The organism is Streptomyces sp. NPDC055099, from assembly GCF_053607685.1.
Genome location: NZ_JBSGUA010000012.1, coordinates 191,882 through 208,336, shown reverse-complemented (window position 1 = coordinate 208,336; position 16,455 = coordinate 191,882). Strand labels below are relative to the sequence as shown.

At 70.9% G+C, this 16,455-nt stretch carries 15 protein-coding genes; 11 read left to right on the top strand and 4 right to left on the bottom strand.

What is annotated here, in order from left to right:
• The first annotated feature begins 156 nt into the window (after positions 1-156).
• The 3 genes from ACWFRU_RS27980 (at position 157) to ACWFRU_RS27970 (ending at position 4,052) form a co-directional block, all read left to right on the top strand.
• Complete coding sequence (locus ACWFRU_RS27980) at positions 157-870, top strand: GntR family transcriptional regulator (protein ID WP_453690893.1); 714 nt, start codon at positions 157-159, stop codon at positions 868-870.
• Positions 867-3,293, top strand: coding sequence for a glycosyltransferase (locus ACWFRU_RS27975; RefSeq protein ID WP_453690892.1), 2,427 nt, complete (start codon positions 867-869; stop codon positions 3,291-3,293). The genes ACWFRU_RS27980 and ACWFRU_RS27975 overlap by 4 nt, the downstream gene beginning before the upstream one ends.
• Before the next feature lie 108 nt (positions 3,294-3,401).
• The gene (locus tag ACWFRU_RS27970) at positions 3,402-4,052 is read left to right on the top strand and encodes a hypothetical protein (RefSeq protein ID WP_453690891.1); all 651 of its coding nucleotides are present in this window, start codon (positions 3,402-3,404) and stop codon (positions 4,050-4,052) included.
• 145 nt (positions 4,053-4,197) lie between these two features.
• Here ACWFRU_RS27970 and ACWFRU_RS27965 read toward each other — a convergent pair whose 3' ends face one another.
• Positions 4,198-5,004: an SLATT domain-containing protein gene (locus tag ACWFRU_RS27965; protein WP_453690890.1), complete on the bottom strand. Its 807-nt coding sequence runs from the start codon at positions 5,002-5,004 to the stop codon at positions 4,198-4,200.
• 258 nt (positions 5,005-5,262) lie between these two features.
• On the opposite strand from ACWFRU_RS27965, the gene ACWFRU_RS27960 reads away from it, so the two are divergent.
• From ACWFRU_RS27960 to ACWFRU_RS27930, 7 genes are all read left to right on the top strand, one after another.
• Positions 5,263-5,604, top strand: coding sequence for a YbaB/EbfC family nucleoid-associated protein (locus ACWFRU_RS27960; RefSeq protein WP_125514106.1), 342 nt, complete (start codon positions 5,263-5,265; stop codon positions 5,602-5,604).
• 79 nt (positions 5,605-5,683) lie between these two features.
• Positions 5,684-6,283 (top strand): recombination mediator RecR, encoded by a 600-nt coding sequence (recR, locus tag ACWFRU_RS27955; RefSeq protein WP_453690889.1) that lies wholly within the window; start codon positions 5,684-5,686, stop codon positions 6,281-6,283.
• Complete coding sequence (locus tag ACWFRU_RS27950; protein WP_453690888.1) at positions 6,276-7,013, top strand: DUF5063 domain-containing protein; 738 nt, start codon at positions 6,276-6,278, stop codon at positions 7,011-7,013. Before recR ends, ACWFRU_RS27950 begins: the two co-directional genes overlap by 8 nt.
• A 280-nt stretch (positions 7,014-7,293) precedes the next feature.
• On the top strand, positions 7,294-8,565 hold the full coding sequence (locus ACWFRU_RS27945; RefSeq protein ID WP_249588720.1) for an aspartate kinase: 1,272 nt from the start codon (positions 7,294-7,296) through the stop codon (positions 8,563-8,565).
• Positions 8,562-9,620, top strand: a complete 1,059-nt coding sequence (locus ACWFRU_RS27940; RefSeq protein WP_453690887.1) for an aspartate-semialdehyde dehydrogenase — start codon at positions 8,562-8,564, stop codon at positions 9,618-9,620. The genes ACWFRU_RS27945 and ACWFRU_RS27940 overlap by 4 nt, the downstream gene beginning before the upstream one ends.
• A gap of 366 nt (positions 9,621-9,986) precedes the next feature.
• Positions 9,987-10,646, top strand: coding sequence for a SigE family RNA polymerase sigma factor (locus tag ACWFRU_RS27935; RefSeq protein ID WP_363210486.1), 660 nt, complete (start codon positions 9,987-9,989; stop codon positions 10,644-10,646).
• A complete protein-coding gene (locus ACWFRU_RS27930; protein WP_453690886.1) occupies positions 10,643-11,938 on the top strand; it encodes a hypothetical protein in 1,296 nt (431 codons plus the stop codon). Before ACWFRU_RS27935 ends, ACWFRU_RS27930 begins: the two co-directional genes overlap by 4 nt.
• Before the next feature lie 79 nt (positions 11,939-12,017).
• Here the strand turns inward: ACWFRU_RS27930 and ACWFRU_RS27925 are convergent, their stop codons facing one another.
• Positions 12,018-12,848 (bottom strand): SURF1 family protein, encoded by an 831-nt coding sequence (locus ACWFRU_RS27925; protein WP_453690885.1) that lies wholly within the window; start codon positions 12,846-12,848, stop codon positions 12,018-12,020.
• 135 nt (positions 12,849-12,983) lie between these two features.
• Entirely contained in the window at positions 12,984-14,756 is a 1,773-nt protein-coding gene (locus tag ACWFRU_RS27920) for a S9 family peptidase (protein WP_453690951.1), read from the bottom strand.
• 176 nt (positions 14,757-14,932) lie between these two features.
• Here ACWFRU_RS27920 and ACWFRU_RS27915 point away from each other — a divergent pair, with 176 nt between their 5' ends.
• Positions 14,933-15,781 (top strand): class I SAM-dependent methyltransferase, encoded by an 849-nt coding sequence (locus ACWFRU_RS27915; RefSeq protein ID WP_453690884.1) that lies wholly within the window; start codon positions 14,933-14,935, stop codon positions 15,779-15,781.
• A 48-nt stretch (positions 15,782-15,829) separates the two neighbouring features.
• Here the strand turns inward: ACWFRU_RS27915 and ACWFRU_RS27910 are convergent, their stop codons facing one another.
• Positions 15,830-16,429, bottom strand: a complete 600-nt coding sequence (locus ACWFRU_RS27910; protein ID WP_453690883.1) for a GNAT family N-acetyltransferase — start codon at positions 16,427-16,429, stop codon at positions 15,830-15,832.
• Between the last annotated feature and the right edge of the window lie 26 nt (positions 16,430-16,455).

The window sequence follows — 16,455 nt, the reverse complement described above, 5'->3', positions numbered from 1 at the left end:
AAGCGCTCCCCGGGAGCAGCCCCGGGCCCGCACCCGGAAACGCTCCCGGGGTCCGTGCGCCGAAACGCGGCCCGGCCCCCGGGAACCCCGACCGCGTAGTCTGACGTGCTCGTAAGCGAACGACGACCGCCAAGACGACTCCGCGAGGGAACCCAGATGCCCGGCACCGACGGCTCCGCCGTCATCCGCAGCACTCTGCGCCAGCAGATCGCCGACGCGCTGCGCGACGAGATCCTCGGCGGCCGTCTGGAGCCGGGGCAGGAGTTCACCGTCAAGGAGATCGCCGAGCAGTACGGCGTCTCCGCGACGCCGGTCCGCGAGGCCCTGGTGAACCTCGCCGCGCAGGGCCTCCTGGACGCCGACCAGCACCGCGGCTACCGCGTCCACGAGCACACCCTCGCCGACTACCGCGGCATGCTGGAGGCCCGCGGCCTCGTCGCCGACGGAATCTTCCGCGACCTCGCGAAGAACGGCACCCCGCTGGGCCCCAAGAGCCACAAGGAGACCACCGCCGCGCTGATCTCCGTACGCCGCCGTGGCGAGGAAGCCGCGCGCGCCGCCTGCGCGGGCGACCTGAACGTCCTCATCGGCTACGACCTGCGCTTCTGGCGCGAGCTCAGCGCCCTCTTCGGCAACCCCTACCTCTCGGACTTCCTGCACCGCATCCGCGTCCAGTCCTGGGTCTGCGCCGTCACCTACCTGCGCCGCGCCGTCGAACGCGGCGACGGCGACCTGCGCGGCACCCTGTGGGCCCGGCACACCGAGCTCGTCGACGCCCTCGCGCACCGCGACCCCAAGGCCGCGCACGCGATCATCGAGGAGTACAACGCCCACTCACTCGCCCTCATCGAGCGGCTGGCCGCTGCATGAGCGTGGATCTGACCGTCGTCGTCCCCGCCTTCGACGAGGAGCGGCGCCTGGCCCCCACGCTCGCCGCGATCCAGGCGTATCTCGACCAGGAGTACGCGGACGGCGACCGCACCCGGTGGGAGCTGATCGTCGTGGACGACGGCTCCACCGACGGCACCCTCGACATCGCGGCCGACGCCGAGGCCGCCGACCCCCGCGTCCGGCTCATCCACTCCGGCCGCAACCGCGGCAAGGGCCACGCCCTGCGCCTGGGCGTCCTCGCCTCGCGCGGCGCCCGCGTCCTGATCACCGACGCCGACCTGGCCACGCCCATCGAGGAGTTGGAGTGCCTCGACAAGGCGCTCACCGACGGCCACGCGGCCGCGATCGGCTCCCGCGCGGGCGCCGGCGCCACGATCGAGGCCCACCAGCACCGCCTGCGTGAACTCCTGGGCCGTACCGGCAACTTCCTGATACGCACGGTCGCCGTCCCCGGAGTCCGCGACACCCAGTGCGGCTTCAAGCTCTTCGACGGCGACCGTGCCCGCGAGGCCTTCGCCGCGTCCCGGCTGCGCGGCTGGGGCATAGACGTCGAGATACTGCAGTACTTCCGCCGCTCCGGCTGGCCGGTCGCCGAGGTGCCGGTGCGCTGGGCGCACCAGGAGGGCTCGAAGGTCCGCCCGTTCGACTACGTGAAGGTCCTGGCCGAGCTGACCTCGCTCAAGGCCCGTACGGCCCGCCCGAGGGACCTGCTCGTGGTGGCCCTCTTCCTGGCCATGGCGGTCACCCTCTACTCGGGCCGCTTGATCGCACCGAACGCCCGCTACCTGCCCGACTCCCTCCAGGACCAGAACCAGTGGGAGTGGTTCTTCGCGGTGACGGCGGACAACGTCCGCCACCTCCACAACCCCCTCATCACGCACCTCCAGAACTTCCCCGACGGCGTGAACCTCATGGCCAACACGGTCATGCTCGGCCTCTCCGTCCCCTTCGCCCCCGTGACCTGGCTCTTCGGCCCGGCCGTCTCCCTCAACGCGGCGATGACACTGGGCCTGGCCGCGACCGCCGTCGCCTGGTACTGGCTGATCCGCAAACGTCTCGTGGGCCACCGGGGCGCGGCAGCCGTCGGCGCGGCACTGGCGGCCTTCGCGCCACCGATGATCAGTCACGCGCACGCGCACCCGAACTTCATGGTCCTGTTCATGATCCCGCCGATCATCGACAGGGCGCTGCGCCTCTGCGAGGGCAACCGGGTCGTACGCGACGGGGTCGTCCTCGGGCTCTTCACGACGTACCAGATCTTCCTGGGGGAGGAGCCGCTGCTGCTCGCGGCGGTGGGCATGCTGCTGTTCGCCGCGGCATACGGGGTGGCGCGCCGTGACGTGGCGAGGGAAACGTTCCGCCCCTTGGCGCGCGGCCTCTCAGTGGCGGTGGTGGTGACCCTGCCGCTGGTCGCGTTCCCGCTCTACTGGCAGTTCTTCGGGCCGCAGAGCTACACGAGCGTGCTGCACGGCGACAACGCGGGCAACAGTCCGCTGGCGCTCATCTCCTTCGCGGAACGCTCGCTGGCGGGCAACGAGGAGACGGCGTCCGCCCTCTCCCAGAACCCGACCGAGCAGAACGCGTTCTACGGCTGGCCCCTGGTCGCGCTGTCCTTCGCGATCGTCGTACGCCTCTGGGAGCGGACGGTGGTGAAGGCGCTGGCCTTCACCGTCCTCGCGGCGGCCTTCCTCTCCCTCGGCCCGAAGTTCCGCATCCCGCTCACGGACATCGTGCTGCCGGGACCCTGGGCGCCCCTCGCCCACGCTCCCCTCTTCGAGTCGGTCATCGAGTCGCGGGTGGCCATGGTGTGCGCCCCGGCGCTCGGCATGCTGGTGGCGCTCGCGCTGGCCGGCCTCCTCGCCTCCGCGCGCCCCATGACGGCCGCGCGGTACGCGGGCGTGGCCGCGGTCGCCCTCGCGCTCCTGCCGATCGTGCCGGCGCCGCTGAAGGCGGTGGAGCGGTCACAGCCGCCGGAGTTCATCGCCGACGGGACATGGCGGAAGTACGTGGGCGAGGGCGAGACCCTCGTACCGATACCGCTGCCGGACCCGGCGGGCGCGGAGGCGCTGCACTGGCAGACCACCGCCGACCTGGGCTTCAGCCTGCCCGGCGGCTACTTCAACGGACCGTGGGGGCCGGACCGCGTCGGCATCTACGGCGCGTCCCCCCGCAACACCTCCAACCTCCTGCGGGACGTGCGCTCGGCGGGCCGCGCCCCGCAGATCACGGACGCGTGGCGCAGGGCGGCGCGCGAGGATCTGGCGTACTGGAAGGCGGGCGTCCTGGTCCTCGCGCCGCAGGAGCACGACGCCGCACTGCGGGAGACGGTGGAGGATCTCCTTGACCGCCCCGGAAAGTGGGTAGACGGGGTGTGGATCTGGGATCTGCACAAGGGGAGCTAGGGGCGTCCGCCCGGACTACGCTGCCTGCACTGTCCGCACACGAGGAACGTCCGACGTCCGACATGCCGCCCGAGTATGAGCCTTTTGAGCCTGACCTGAGGAGCACCCTTGGCCTGTGACCTGTGGCTGGTCCCGCTCGTCGACGTGCTGTGCCACAGCCCCGACAATCCCTTCGCGGAGGAGATCGCGACGTACGACAAGGCGCTGCACGAGGCCGGTCTGCCGCCCGTTCCCGTCTTCGCCTACATGCCGGGCCTCTCCGGGGACGTGGCCCCGGTCGCGGGCTTCGACTACGACGCGCTGCATTTCCTGCGCCGGGCGTATCTGCTCCAGGTCTGCGGCCTCGAGGTCACGCCGGTGGACGAACTGGGCGGGGACTACGAGCAGTTGCTGGAGATGTTCGACGCGACGGCCCAGCAGTCGCATCTGGTCTGGCACTACGACCACGCGGGGGCGTACGTCCCCGTCGACTTCTCCGCGCCGCTCTCGAACGACGAACTTCTCTCGGGCGGCGGGCCGTTGGGCTCGTCCCAGGCGCTGCTCCGGGAGCTGGAGTTCGTGGCCCCGTCCATCGGCATCGACGCGGCCAACCCCCCTCGCCCGCCGACCCCGCCCGAGGCCCCCACCTCCCTGGAGGAACCGGCGGCCCCGGCCCCACCGGACGACAGCCCCTTCGCGAGGGAACGCCACGTATGGCTGGGCCTCCACGCGGCAACGACCCGAAGCCTGGCGCAGGGCTCAATGATCATCTACAGCTGACCACTACTTTTCAGCCCGGCCGGCGTTTGAGGCCATCTTTTCGGGGGTCCAGGGGGCGGAGCCCCATGGTTTCGGGAAGGGGCGGGATTGGGGAAAGCCCCGCAGGGTTCCCGCCCCCGCCCCGCACCGCCCCGCATCCGCCCCCTCACCGAGGCTCCGGCGGCCGCTGCCGAGGCATGTTCGGGCGCGCCCCCGGCGGCAACGCGGCACGGACGGGAGCGGCGCCCGCCTCCCCCCGGGAGGCGGGAACCACCGCCTGCATGGCCAATGGCGCAGGCCCCGACCGGAACTCCACCATCCAGTCCGCCGTCTCGGCCCGCACAAGCTCCGTCACATCCTCCGAGAACCGCCGAAGCACCCCGAGACATCGCTCGGCGGCCTCACTGGCGGTCCCCTCGGTGGGCCCGAGAACCTCCCGCACGCTCTCCGACGCCCAGTCGAACTGCAGCACCTGAAGCCGCCGCTGCACGGCCTGCGCGGTGGCCACGTCCCGCATCCACCCGGACGTCAGCCCGAAGAACCGGTCGCACGCCACGCACGCCGCCCCCGCGAGCAACGAGACGAACCCCCAGGTGGCGACACCCGCCACCGCCCCCGCCAGATCGAGCAGCGGAAGAACCCCCGCGCCCACGGCCCCCGCCGCCGCCCCCACCCGCGCCAGCCGCGCCCCGCGCCGCTTCCAGGCCCGGTCGGAGAGATACCACTCGGCGGTGTTGAGCGCCCCCCGCTCCACCCACCGGTACAGCTCGTCGAGCCGCTGGGCGGGCTCGCCCCAGTCGCCGAGAGGAAAGGCCCGCCCCGTCAGGTCCCCGTTCCGCGAGCAGTCCGCACCCCCGGACATCCCCCCGTGACCGCCGCCGGGAACACCTCCAGGACCGCCCTGGTGCGCACCCGCCCCGGCACCCTGCCCCTCCTGGGGCACCCCCTCGGGCTGCATCTCCGGCTGGCTCACCCGGCACTCCCTCTTCTGTGACAGTTGGTGCGCATGCGCAGCCCCAGTCCTACCGCCCAATGGGTGGCCGTGAGCCCGTTTTCGCGGGATTTCCGCCCGGAAGAGGTGCTTGATCAGGTATAGGAGGACGGCCGGGCTCACTCGAAAGAGTGCTGGGGCGAGCGCACCCTCGACCACGTAGGCTCATTCCAGGTGGAAAAAGCATTTCCAGACCCACCCACAGACCCACCAGAAGACCGACGAAACCAGGAGCTGATCGTGATCCCCGGTGGTGGCCAGCCCAACATGCAGCAGCTGCTCCAGCAGGCCCAGAAGATGCAGCAGGACCTCGCGACCGCGCAGGAGGAGCTCGCGCGCACGGAGGTCGAAGGCCAGGCGGGCGGCGGCCTCGTCAAGGCGACGGTCACCGGTTCCGGTGAGCTGCGCGGCCTGGTGATCGACCCCAAGGCGGTCGACCCGGAGGACACCGAGACCCTCGCGGACCTGGTCGTCGCGGCGGTCCAGGCGGCGAACGAGAACGCGCAGACGCTCCAGCAGCAGAAGCTCGGCCCGCTGGCACAGGGCCTGGGCGGCGGAGGCATCCCGGGCCTTCCCTTCTAAGAGGGCCACGGGCCAACTACCGTACGTATCAAAGCTCCATACTCGGCAAAAGCAGGAACAGGAAAGGGAAAGGCACCCCGTGTACGAAGGCGTGGTTCAGGACCTCATCGACGAGTTGGGCAGGCTGCCCGGCGTCGGTCCCAAGAGCGCGCAGCGGATCGCCTTCCACATCCTGCAGACCGAGCCGACGGACGTACGCCGCCTCGCCCACGCCCTCCTTGAGGTGAAGGACAAGGTCCGCTTCTGCGCGACCTGCGGGAACGTCGCGCAGGAAGAGCTCTGCAACATCTGCCGCGACCCGCGCCGCGACCTCAGCGTCATCTGCGTGGTCGAGGAGCCGAAGGACGTCGTGGCGATCGAGCGTACGCGCGAGTTCCGGGGGAAGTACCACGTACTGGGCGGAGCGATCAGCCCGATCGAAGGGGTCGGCCCGGACGACCTGCGCATACGAGAACTCCTCGCGCGCCTGGCGGACGGCGTGGTCACGGAGCTGATTCTGGCCACGGACCCGAACCTGGAGGGCGAGGCGACGGCGACGTACCTCGCACGGATGATCAAGCCCATGGGCCTGAAGGTCACCCGCCTGGCCAGCGGGCTCCCTGTCGGGGGAGATCTGGAATACGCGGACGAGGTCACCCTGGGCCGCGCCTTCGAGGGGAGACGACTCCTAGATGTCTAAGAAGCAGCAAGAGAAGTCCACGCATCCGGCAGAAACCCCGGCCCCGGCTCAGGCCGCGGTCCTGGCTCCCGAGCCGGCCGTCCTGCTGCACGCCTCCGCCCAGGACCCGGACTCCTTCGCGGTGCAGATCTCGGACCAGATCGAGAGCTTCATCGTGGCGGTGACGGAGGTCGCCAAGGGCGACGAGCCGGACTCGGCCGTGCCCTTCCTCCTCCTGGAGGTCTCCCAGCTCCTCCTCGCCGGCGGCCGCCTGGGCGCGCACGAGGACATCGTCCCCGAGGAGCGCTACGAACCGGACCTCGGCCCCGAGCGCGACGTGGACGACCTGCGCGAACGCCTGGCGGCCATGCTGGAGCCGGTGGACGTCTACTCCGAGGTCTTCGACCCGTACGAACCGCGCAAGGCCCCGGTGCCGGCCCGCATCTCCGACGACCTCGCCGACGTCGTCGCGGACCTCTCCCACGGCCTGGCCCACTACCGCGCGGGCCGCACGACCGAGGCCCTGTGGTGGTGGCAGTTCTCGTACTTCTCCAACTGGGGCTCCACGGCCTCGGCCACCCTCCGCGCCCTGCAGTCCCTGGTCGCCCACGTCCGCCTGAACCAGCCCCTGGAAGACCTCGACGGCCTGGACACGGACGAGGACCTGGCGGAAGAGGCCCTCGCGGAGGCGGCGGGCAAGGTCATGGCGGAGGAGATCGCCGGGCCCCTGGGCCTCAGGACGGTCAAGTAACCCCTGGGAGGAGCGGGGCCGGGGCCGTCGGCCCCGCGCCCTCCCCTCGGCAGCTCGCTGTGACCCGCCCCACTTTCCGGAGTGTCCGACTCCCGGCTGGGCATGTGCCAAGCCGAGCGGTCGAAACGTACGTCCCGAGCAGCGGGCGCGTATGCCGGCGGATGATCACCTGGTGGGCGGGACATCTCACCATGCGGTATCTGTGCGGCGAATTTCGGCCGCTCGTTAGACTGAGCCGACCGCAGCAGTGCGGTGAAGACGGACTGAGCGAGGAGCGCACGTGAGCCTTGTCGTGCAGAAGTACGGAGGCTCCTCCGTAGCCGATGCCGAGGGCATCAAGCGGGTCGCCAAGAGGATTGTCGACGCCAAGAAGAACGGCCATCAGGTCGTTGTCGTGGTGTCCGCCATGGGTGACACGACGGATGAGTTGATCGATCTTGCCGGACAGGTATCCCCGATTCCTGCCGGGCGTGAATTCGACATGCTGCTGACCGCCGGGGAGCGGATCTCCATGGCCCTTCTGGCCATGGCGATCAAAAACCTGGGTCACGCGGCCCAGTCGTTCACGGGCAGCCAGGCCGGTGTCATCACCGACTCCGTCCACAACAAAGCGCGGATCATCGATGTCACGCCGGGCCGCATCCGGGCCTCCATCGACGAGGGCAACATCGCCATCGTCGCGGGGTTCCAGGGTGTCAGCCAGGAGGGCAAGAACATCACCACGCTGGGCCGCGGCGGGTCGGACACGACCGCTGTCGCCCTCGCCGCCGCGCTCGACGCCGAGGTCTGCGAGATCTACACGGACGTGGACGGCGTTTTCACCGCCGACCCCCGTGTGGTGAAGAAGGCCCAGAAGATCGACTGGATCTCGTTCGAGGACATGCTGGAGCTCGCGAGCTCCGGGTCCAAGGTGCTGCTCCACCGCTGCGTGGAGTACGCCCGCCGTTACAACATCCCGATTCACGTGCGCTCGTCCTTCAGCGGACTGCAGGGCACGTGGGTCAGCAACGAACCGCAAGGGGACCGCAAGGTGGAGCAGGCCATCATCTCCGGTGTCGCGCACGACACCTCGGAGGCCAAGATCACGGTCGTCGGCGTGCCGGACAAGCCGGGTGAGGCCGCCTCGATCTTCCGCGCCATCGCGGACTCCGGGGTCAACATCGACATGATCGTCCAGAACGTCTCGGCCGCTTCGACCGGACTCACGGACATCTCGTTCACCCTGCCCAAGGCCGAGGGCCGCAAGGCCATCGACGCCCTGGAGAAGACGCGGTCGGCCATCGGCTTCGACTCGCTCCGTTACGACGACCAGATCGCCAAGATCTCGCTGGTCGGCGCGGGCATGAAGACGAACCCCGGCGTCACCGCCGCCTTCTTCGAGGCGCTCAGCGACGCGGGTGTGAACATCGAGCTGATCTCGACCTCCGAGATCCGCATCTCGGTCGTGACCCGCGCCGATGACGCGAACGAGTCCGTGCGCGCCGTGCACACCGCCTTCGGCCTCGACTCCGACACGGACGAGGCCGTGGTCTATGGAGGCACCGGGCGATGACCGGAAAGCCGACGCTCGCGGTCGTCGGAGCGACCGGGGCCGTCGGCGCGGTCATGCTCCAGATCCTGTCGCAGCACGCCGACATCTGGGGCGAGATCCGACTCGTGGCCTCACCGCGCTCGGCCGGCAAGAAGCTGGCCGTGCGCGGTGAGGAGATCGAGGTCCACGCGCTTACCGAGGAAGTCTTCGACGGTGTCGACGTGGCCATGTTCGACGTCCCCGACGAGGTCAGCGCCCAGTGGGCGCCCATCGCGGCGTCCAAGGGCGTCGTCGTCGTGGACAACTCCGCCGCCTTCCGGATGGACCCGGACGTGCCGCTGGTCGTCCCTGAGGTCAATCCGCACGCCGCGCGCGTACGCCCGCGCGGCATCGTCGCCAACCCCAACTGCACGACGCTCTCGATGATCGTGGCCATCGGCGCGCTGCACGCCGAGTTCGGCCTGCGCGAGCTGATCGTCTCCTCGTACCAGGCCGTGAGCGGCGCTGGGCGGGACGGCGTCGACACCTTGCGCCGTCAGCTGAAGCTGGTGGCCGGTTCGGATCTCGGCACGAGCCCCGGTGACGTACGCCGTGCCGTCGGCGACGACACCGGTCCCTTCCCGGAGCCGGTGGCGCTGAACGTGGTGCCGTGGGCCGGGACCCTGCGGGACGACGGCTGGTCGTCCGAGGAGATGAAGGTGCGGGACGAGTCCCGCAAGATCCTCGGCCTGCCCGGCCTGAAGGTCGCGGCGACCTGTGTACGCGTGCCGGTCGTGACCACGCACTCCCTGACCGTGCACGCGCGCTTCGAGGACGAGGTCACGGTGGACCGCGCGCGCGAGATCCTGGCCACCGCCCCGGGCGTCGTGCTGTTCGACGACCCGGCCGCCGGGGAGTTCCCGACGCCCGCCGACGTGGTGGGCACCGACCCCACCTGGGTGGGCCGGGTGCGGCGCGCACTCGACGATCCGACGGCCCTCGAGCTGTTCGTGTGCGGGGACAATCTGCGCAAGGGGGCCGCGCTGAACACGGCCCAGATCGCGGAGCTGGTGGCGGCGGAGCTCACCGGCCGCTAGACCTGAACGGTCCCGATCTCAGCCCCCGACCGGTCCCCAGCGCGGAAGCCTCTGTGGGATCTGTGTAAATTCTGTGTCCAACTTGGTGGCCGGGATCGCTTGATCTGGACCATTGCCGCGTTCGAAGATTCGTCATAAGCGTTCGAAGATATTCGTCCCCGTCCTCTGCAACCAGCAGCAGGGCGGGGCGCGTCTTTGCGAGCGCCCTCCCGGGGGCGTGACCTGAGCGCTGCGAAAATTGGGCATAGGGGAAGAGCTGGTACGCATGGGGGCAATTGATGCAGCGTCACCGACGGCGACGCTGCCTGCCGCAAACGCGCCGCGCGATGCGTACAACCCTCCAGGGGGTAGGCGTGTCCAACTGGCGTGGCAGAGGTTCTCGATTTCACAGCGGTTCAGGCGAGGGGTGCGACCCTGCGCCCGCCCCGCCGTCCCCGTGCGCCCGCCGGCATGCCGGTGATCGCCCCCATGCCCACCACGAGATCGGCCCGCATCCCGACGCAGCGCGAGGGCGCTGAAGAGGCGATGAGCGCGGGCACCACAGTCGACCACCTGACCGAGACCTACCGCGCCCACTACAGGTCGCTCCTCGGCCTGGCGGCGCTGCTTCTCGACGACACGGCCTCCTGCGAGGACGTCGTGCAGGAGGCGTTCATCCGGGTGCACTCGGCGCGCAAACGCGTCCGGGACCCGGAGAAGACGCTCGCCTATCTGCGGCAGACCGTCGTGAACCTCTCGCGGTCCGCGCTGCGTCGCCGCATCCTCGGGCTGAAGCTGCTCTCGAAGCCGATGCCCGACATGGCGAGCGCCGAGGAGGGTGCGTACGACCTCCTTGAGCGTGACGAGCTGATCAAGGCGATGCGCGGTCTCCAGCGCCGGCAGCGCGAGGTTCTGGTCCTGCGGTACTTCGCGGACATGACCGAGGCGCAGGTCGCCGAGACCCTGGGTATATCGCTGGGGTCGGTGAAGGCGTACGGCTCGCGCGGGATCGCGGCTCTGCGGGTCGCCATGGAGGCACCGGCATGAGCAAGCATGAGTACGGGCGCGAGCAGGACGAGAGCGCCGAGTTGGAGCAGCGTGCTGGGGACGGAACTGTGAATCACGGCCAGGGCGACGAGCCCACCGCCTCCGAGAACGAGACAGGTGCGGCTGACGGCGGGACGGGGTCCGAGGGTTCCGGGGCCGAAGAGCCCGTGACCGAGGACTCCGGGGCTGCAGAGCCTGCTGAGCCCGCAGAGCCCGCTGAGGCTGCCGAGTCCGCAGAGCCCGCCGGGAGCAAGGGCCCCGGGGCGGGTTCCCCGTTGGATTCCCTCTTCGGTGGTGACGAAGGCTCCGGCGGCGACGAGCTGGCGCTGCGCCGGATGATGCGCTCGGCGGTCCAGGACATCGAGCCCGGAGACCGCGCCCTGGAGCGTCTGCGGCATGCGGTGCCGGCGCGACGGCAGCGCAAGCGGCAGGCCGTGGTCGGCATGGCGGCCGCCGCGCTCTTCATCGGCACCGCCATCCCCGCTCTCGTGCACGTGACGAACTCCGGCGGCGGCTCGGACGACCGGCCGTCGATCGCGGGCAACAGCGAGCAGACGCAGGGCGGTTCGAGCCAGGGCAAGGACGCCGGCGGCGGGGAGAAGGGCGAGAGCAGCGGCTCCGGCCCCTCCAAGTCCAAGGACAAGAAGGACAAGAAGGACAAGAAGGACGGCAAGGGGAAGGGTGAGGCCAGCGGCGGCGCGACCGGCGGCCCCGACGACCCGGCGGGCACGGAGTCCGCGGGCTCGCCCGCCTGCACGGTGGACCAGCTCGGCAACGCCTCGGGCAGCGCGGGCGTCGCCGAGGCCGACGGCAAGGTGTACGGCACCTTCCGCGTCGCCAACGTCTCCGGCAGCAGTTGCACGGTCAGCTCCCCGGGCAGCGTGAGCACGGCGACGACGGGAGCGGCCGATCCCGCGAAGATCGTCGTCACCGACCATGTGGCGGGCGACGCGGCGACAGGCCTCCCGGACCCGTCGCAGGCGGTCAGCTCACTGGTCCTCCAGCCGGGTGCCGCGTACGAGGTGAAGTTCGCCTGGGTGCCCTCGGAGGCGTGTCCGACGGACAGCGGAGAGCCTTCGCCCGACCCGACCCCCACCGAGAACGGCGGCGGCACGGACGGCGGCACCACCGGTGGCGTGGAGCCCCAGATGGTGCGCGAGGACGGCGGCGTACTGGACGGCGGCGTGACGGTCTCCCTGACCGCCCCCCAGGGTTCGCCCGCCGCGGGCGCGACGATCGTCAACGCGTGCGCGGGGACGGTGTACCGGACGGGGATGCTTTCGGCGTCGTAAGGACAGAGATGGCCGGGCCGGAACCTTTCCAAGGTTCCGGCCCGGCCATCGTCGTATCGGTGAGCGTGAGAGGCGGGAGTCAGCCCGCGCGGACCCCGGCAGCCGAGTCGGCCGTTCCGTCCCCCGCGGCGGGCTCCTCCGGCAGCAGCCCCAGCTCGGCGTCCCGCGCGAACTCCCGCTCCCGCCGGAACAGGCGAAACCACATGAAGACGACGAACCCCGCGAACACGAACCACTCGCCGGTGTAACCGAGGTTCTGGAAGGCCTTGAGGTCGAGCCCGGAGTTCTCCGGCGCCGCCGCGGGCACCGCCTTCATCCCGGAGTCGCCCTTCGCCAGGGTGACCCAGGCGTCGTACACATCGCCCTGGACCACGTTCACCAGCGAGGCCGCGCTGATGGCGCCGAGCTGTCCGTCCGGCAGCCCTCCGGCCGAGCTGACCCCGTTCGACCCGGGGCTCTCGGAGGCCTGGAGCGCGCCTGTCACGGTGACCTCGCCGGAAGGCGCCGCGGGAGCCTTCGCCGCGCTCGCCTTGCCGGGCAGCCAGCCACGTACGACGGGCAGGTCCTTGCCGTTCTCGGTGCGCAGCAGAGTCAGGACGTAGTACCCGGACTTGTCGTCCAACTCCCGGCCCGGCACGAGCAGTTGCCTGCCGTACCGTCCCGTGGCCGACACCTGTTCCCCGGACGTCTCCTGGTCCACGGGGAGCATGGAGTCCAGCGGTCGGGCCTTCTCCTCGGACCGGGTGGGCGAGGCCTGCCGGTCCGCCTGCTGCTGCGCGGCGTCATGCGCCTCGACGCGGTCCTCGAACCGCCCCAGCTGCCATGACCCCATGAAGACGCAGACGGGGATGGCCAGCAGTACGAAGACGTTGATCCCCCACCAGCGGGGCGTCAGCAGGAACCGGTACACACCCCCACGGTACGGGGGCGTCCGCCGGGGAGGGGCCGCGGGGTTGCCGAATCCGCCGCCCCCCCGGGGACCCTCCGGCCCTTTGGACTGCAACCTCCCCTCGCCCCCCGGGGCCCCCGGCCCCGCGCGGCCCGGCTAGCGGAGGTGCCGCTCGGCGAAGTCCAGTTCCAACCGCACCTGCTTGATCCGCTCGTCCACGACGAGCGAGCCGTGCCCGGCGTCATAGCGGTACACCTCGTGCACCGCGTCCCGCGCCTTGAGCCGGTCCACGTAGTTCTCGACCTGGCGGATCGGGCAGCGCGGGTCGTTCACGCCCGCGGAGATGTAGACCGGGGCCTTCACCGCGTCCACGTACGTCAGCGGGGACGAGGCCTCGAAGCGCTCCGGGACCTCCTCCGGCGTGCCGCCGAGGAGCGTGCGGTCCATGGCCTTCAGGGCCTCCATCTCGTCGTGGTACGCCGTCACGTAGTCCGCGACGGGGACCGCGGCCAGGCCCACCGCCCAGGCGTCGGGCTGCGTGCCGACGCCGAGGAGCGTGAGATACCCGCCCCAGGAGCCGCCGGCCAGGACGATGCGGTCCGGGTCCGAGAGGCCCGACGTCACGGCCCACTCCCGCACCGCGGCGATGTCCTCCAGCTCGATCAGGCCGACCCGGTGCTTGAGGGCGTCCGTCCACTCCCTGCCGTATCCGGTCGAGCCGCGGTAGTTCACGCGCACCACCGCGTACCCGTGGTCGACCCAGGCCGCGGGGCCCGCCGCGAACGCGTCGCTGTCGTGCCACGTCGGGCCGCCGTGGATCTCGAAGACCGTGGGGAGGGGGCCGGTCACGTCGGCGGGCTTCTGTACGAGGGCGTGCACCCGGCCGCCGGGACCCTCCACCCACACGTCCTCCACCGGCACGGACGCCGGGGCCTTCATGCCGGGCGGGTCGAGGACGACACCGCCCGCCGTCGAGCGCACCACCGGCGGCTCGGCGGCCGACGACCACAGGTACTCCACGCTGCCGTCCGGCCGCGCCGTCGCCCCCGACACCGACCCCGCGGGCGTGTCGACCCTGACGAGGTCACCCGAGGCGAATCCGTACCGGAACAGCTCGCTGCGGGCCTCGAAGCTGTGCGCGATGAGCAGGGCGGAGCCGTCCGGATACCACTCGGCGCTCACGTCACCCGGCAGGTCGAGCGCCAGGTCCGTCTCCTCGCCCGTCGCGACGTCCCACACCATCGGCTCCCAGCGGCCGCGCCGCTGATGCCCGACGAGGAGCCGCGTGTCCCCGTCGACCGGCGCGAAGCCGAGGACCTCGAGGCCCAGCTCGACCGTGCCGCCCTCGGTGTCGTCGAGCTCGGCGACCGTGGAGCCGTCCGGCCTGATCACCCGGAGGGTGGAGTGCATCGCGTCGCCGTGCTCCGTGTGCTCGACCGCGATCAGCGAACCGTCGTGGGAGAGGTCGCCGACGCCCGCGGACTCGCGATGGCGGTAGATCTCGACGGGGTCCGCGCCGGGGGACCGTACGACATGGATCGTCGAGCCCTCGTCGTCCGTCGAGCGGCCGATCACGGACATCCGTCCGTCCCGCGCGAGGACGAGGCCCGCCGGATACGACGGGTCGAGTCCCGGCACCGCGGGTTCGTCGGTGCCGCCGGTGAACGGCTGGCGCATCCACACGCCGAACTCGTCGCCGTCCGTGTCGTTGAACCACCAGATCCACTCGCCGTCCGGCGTGAGCAGCCCGTCCGTCGTGCCGTTCGGCCGGTCCGTCACCTGGCGCTGCTCGCCGGTCGCGCGATCCCACGCGTACAGCTCGTACGTCCCTGTCGCGTTCGACACGAACAAGGAGCGGTCGGGGGCGTCCTCCGCCCAGTCCGGCAGGGAGACCCGCGGCGCACGGAACCGCTTCTCCCAGTCCGGCATCACCGCACCCGAGTCCCCGCCCGCACCCGAGTCCCCGTCCGCAGCCGCGCCCCCGCCCGCACCCGTCGGCGTCGTCTTCCCTGCACCCGCACCCAAGTCGCTCATGGACCCCATAGTGCACGTACGCGCCGACAATCCGCTGGCGAGGGCCCCCAGCCTGTGGATAACTTTCTGGAATGTACTCACCGACCCCGTCCGACTGGCGCGAGGCCAACCGAAAACGCTGGGACGAGCGTGTCCCTCTCCACTTGGCCAGCGACTACTACGACCTCTCGGCCTTCCGCGCGGGAAAGGACCCGCTGCGCGACTTCGAGCTCGCCGAGGTCGGTGACGTCACCGGGCGCTCCCTGCTTCACCTCCAGTGCCACCTCGGCCTCGACACCCTCTCGTGGGCCCGGCACGGCGCCTCCCGCGTGGTCGGCCTCGACTTCTCCGAGCCCGCCGTGGACGCGGCCCGCGACCTCGCCGCCGAGCTCGGCCTCAGCGCCGACCAGGCGTCCTTCGTGGCCGCGGACGTGTACGACTCAGTGGATGCGGTGCCGGACTCCTCGTACGACATCGTCTACACCGGAGTGGGCGCCCTGTGCTGGCTCCCCGACATCCAGCGGTGGGCCGAGACCGCGGCCGCGCTCGTCGCACCCGGCGGCTTCCTCTACCTCTCGGAGTTCCATCCGCTCACGGACATCCTGGACGACGCCACGGGCTCGCGGATCGAGTACGACTACTTCGCCCGCGACGCCTGGATCGAGGAGACCCCCGGCGGCTACGCGGACAACACCACCCCCACGGTCCACAACCGCACCGTGGAGTGGCAGCACCCGGTGGGCGAGGTCGTCTCGGCCCTGGCGGCGGCTGGCCTGCGGATCGAGTTCCTCCACGAGCACGACACGACACTCTTCGAACGCTTCGGCACCCTCGAACGACGCGACGGCGCCTACCGGTTCCCGGCATCGCGCCCGCGCATCCCCCTCATGTACTCCCTGAAGGCCAGCAAGGCCAGCAAGGCCAGCAAGACGAGGACTTGAGGTACCCCTTGGAACGAGTGGACGAGTGGGACGAGCGGGGCGAGCAGCTCAGGGACGCGCGCCCGTCGGCCGCATCCACCCCTCCCACACGAGCCCGTCGGGCTGCGCCGCCTCGGTCTCCCCGCGACGGGGCGGGGCCGTGGAACCCGGTCCTGCCGGATCGAACTCCCCGAGCTTCGTCCAGCCCCACGAGCGCAGGACCTCACGCCCCAGGTCGTCGTCCCGCTTGATGACCGCGACGACCAGATCCGTGGCGTGCCGTACGAGCAGCAGGGTGCGCAGGCGCTCCGAGATGCCAAGGCGCCGATACGCGGGCACCACCATCAGCTCGGTCAGGAGGAAGACCCGGCCCGAGGCCGTGCGTTCCTCCACCTCTGCGGGCAGAACGCCCCGGAACCCCTTCCACCAGTCGCCGGTACGGTCCGCGCGGTATCCGTAGAGACAGCCGACCAGGCCCGCCGCGTCGGCCACGACCATGTCGAAGTCGGGCCGCTGCACGGTGTTCTCGAAAAGCCGCAGGAATCCCTGCCGGTCGCGGTACTCGGCGCCCGCGTCCCCTTCGTAGGCCTCGACATACACGTCGGCGACCGCTTCCCGCTGCTGCTCCGCCTGCCATCGGGTCAGCCGCCGCAAGAAGACCTCAGTCATTCGTTCCTCCGCCCGCCCCCGTCGAG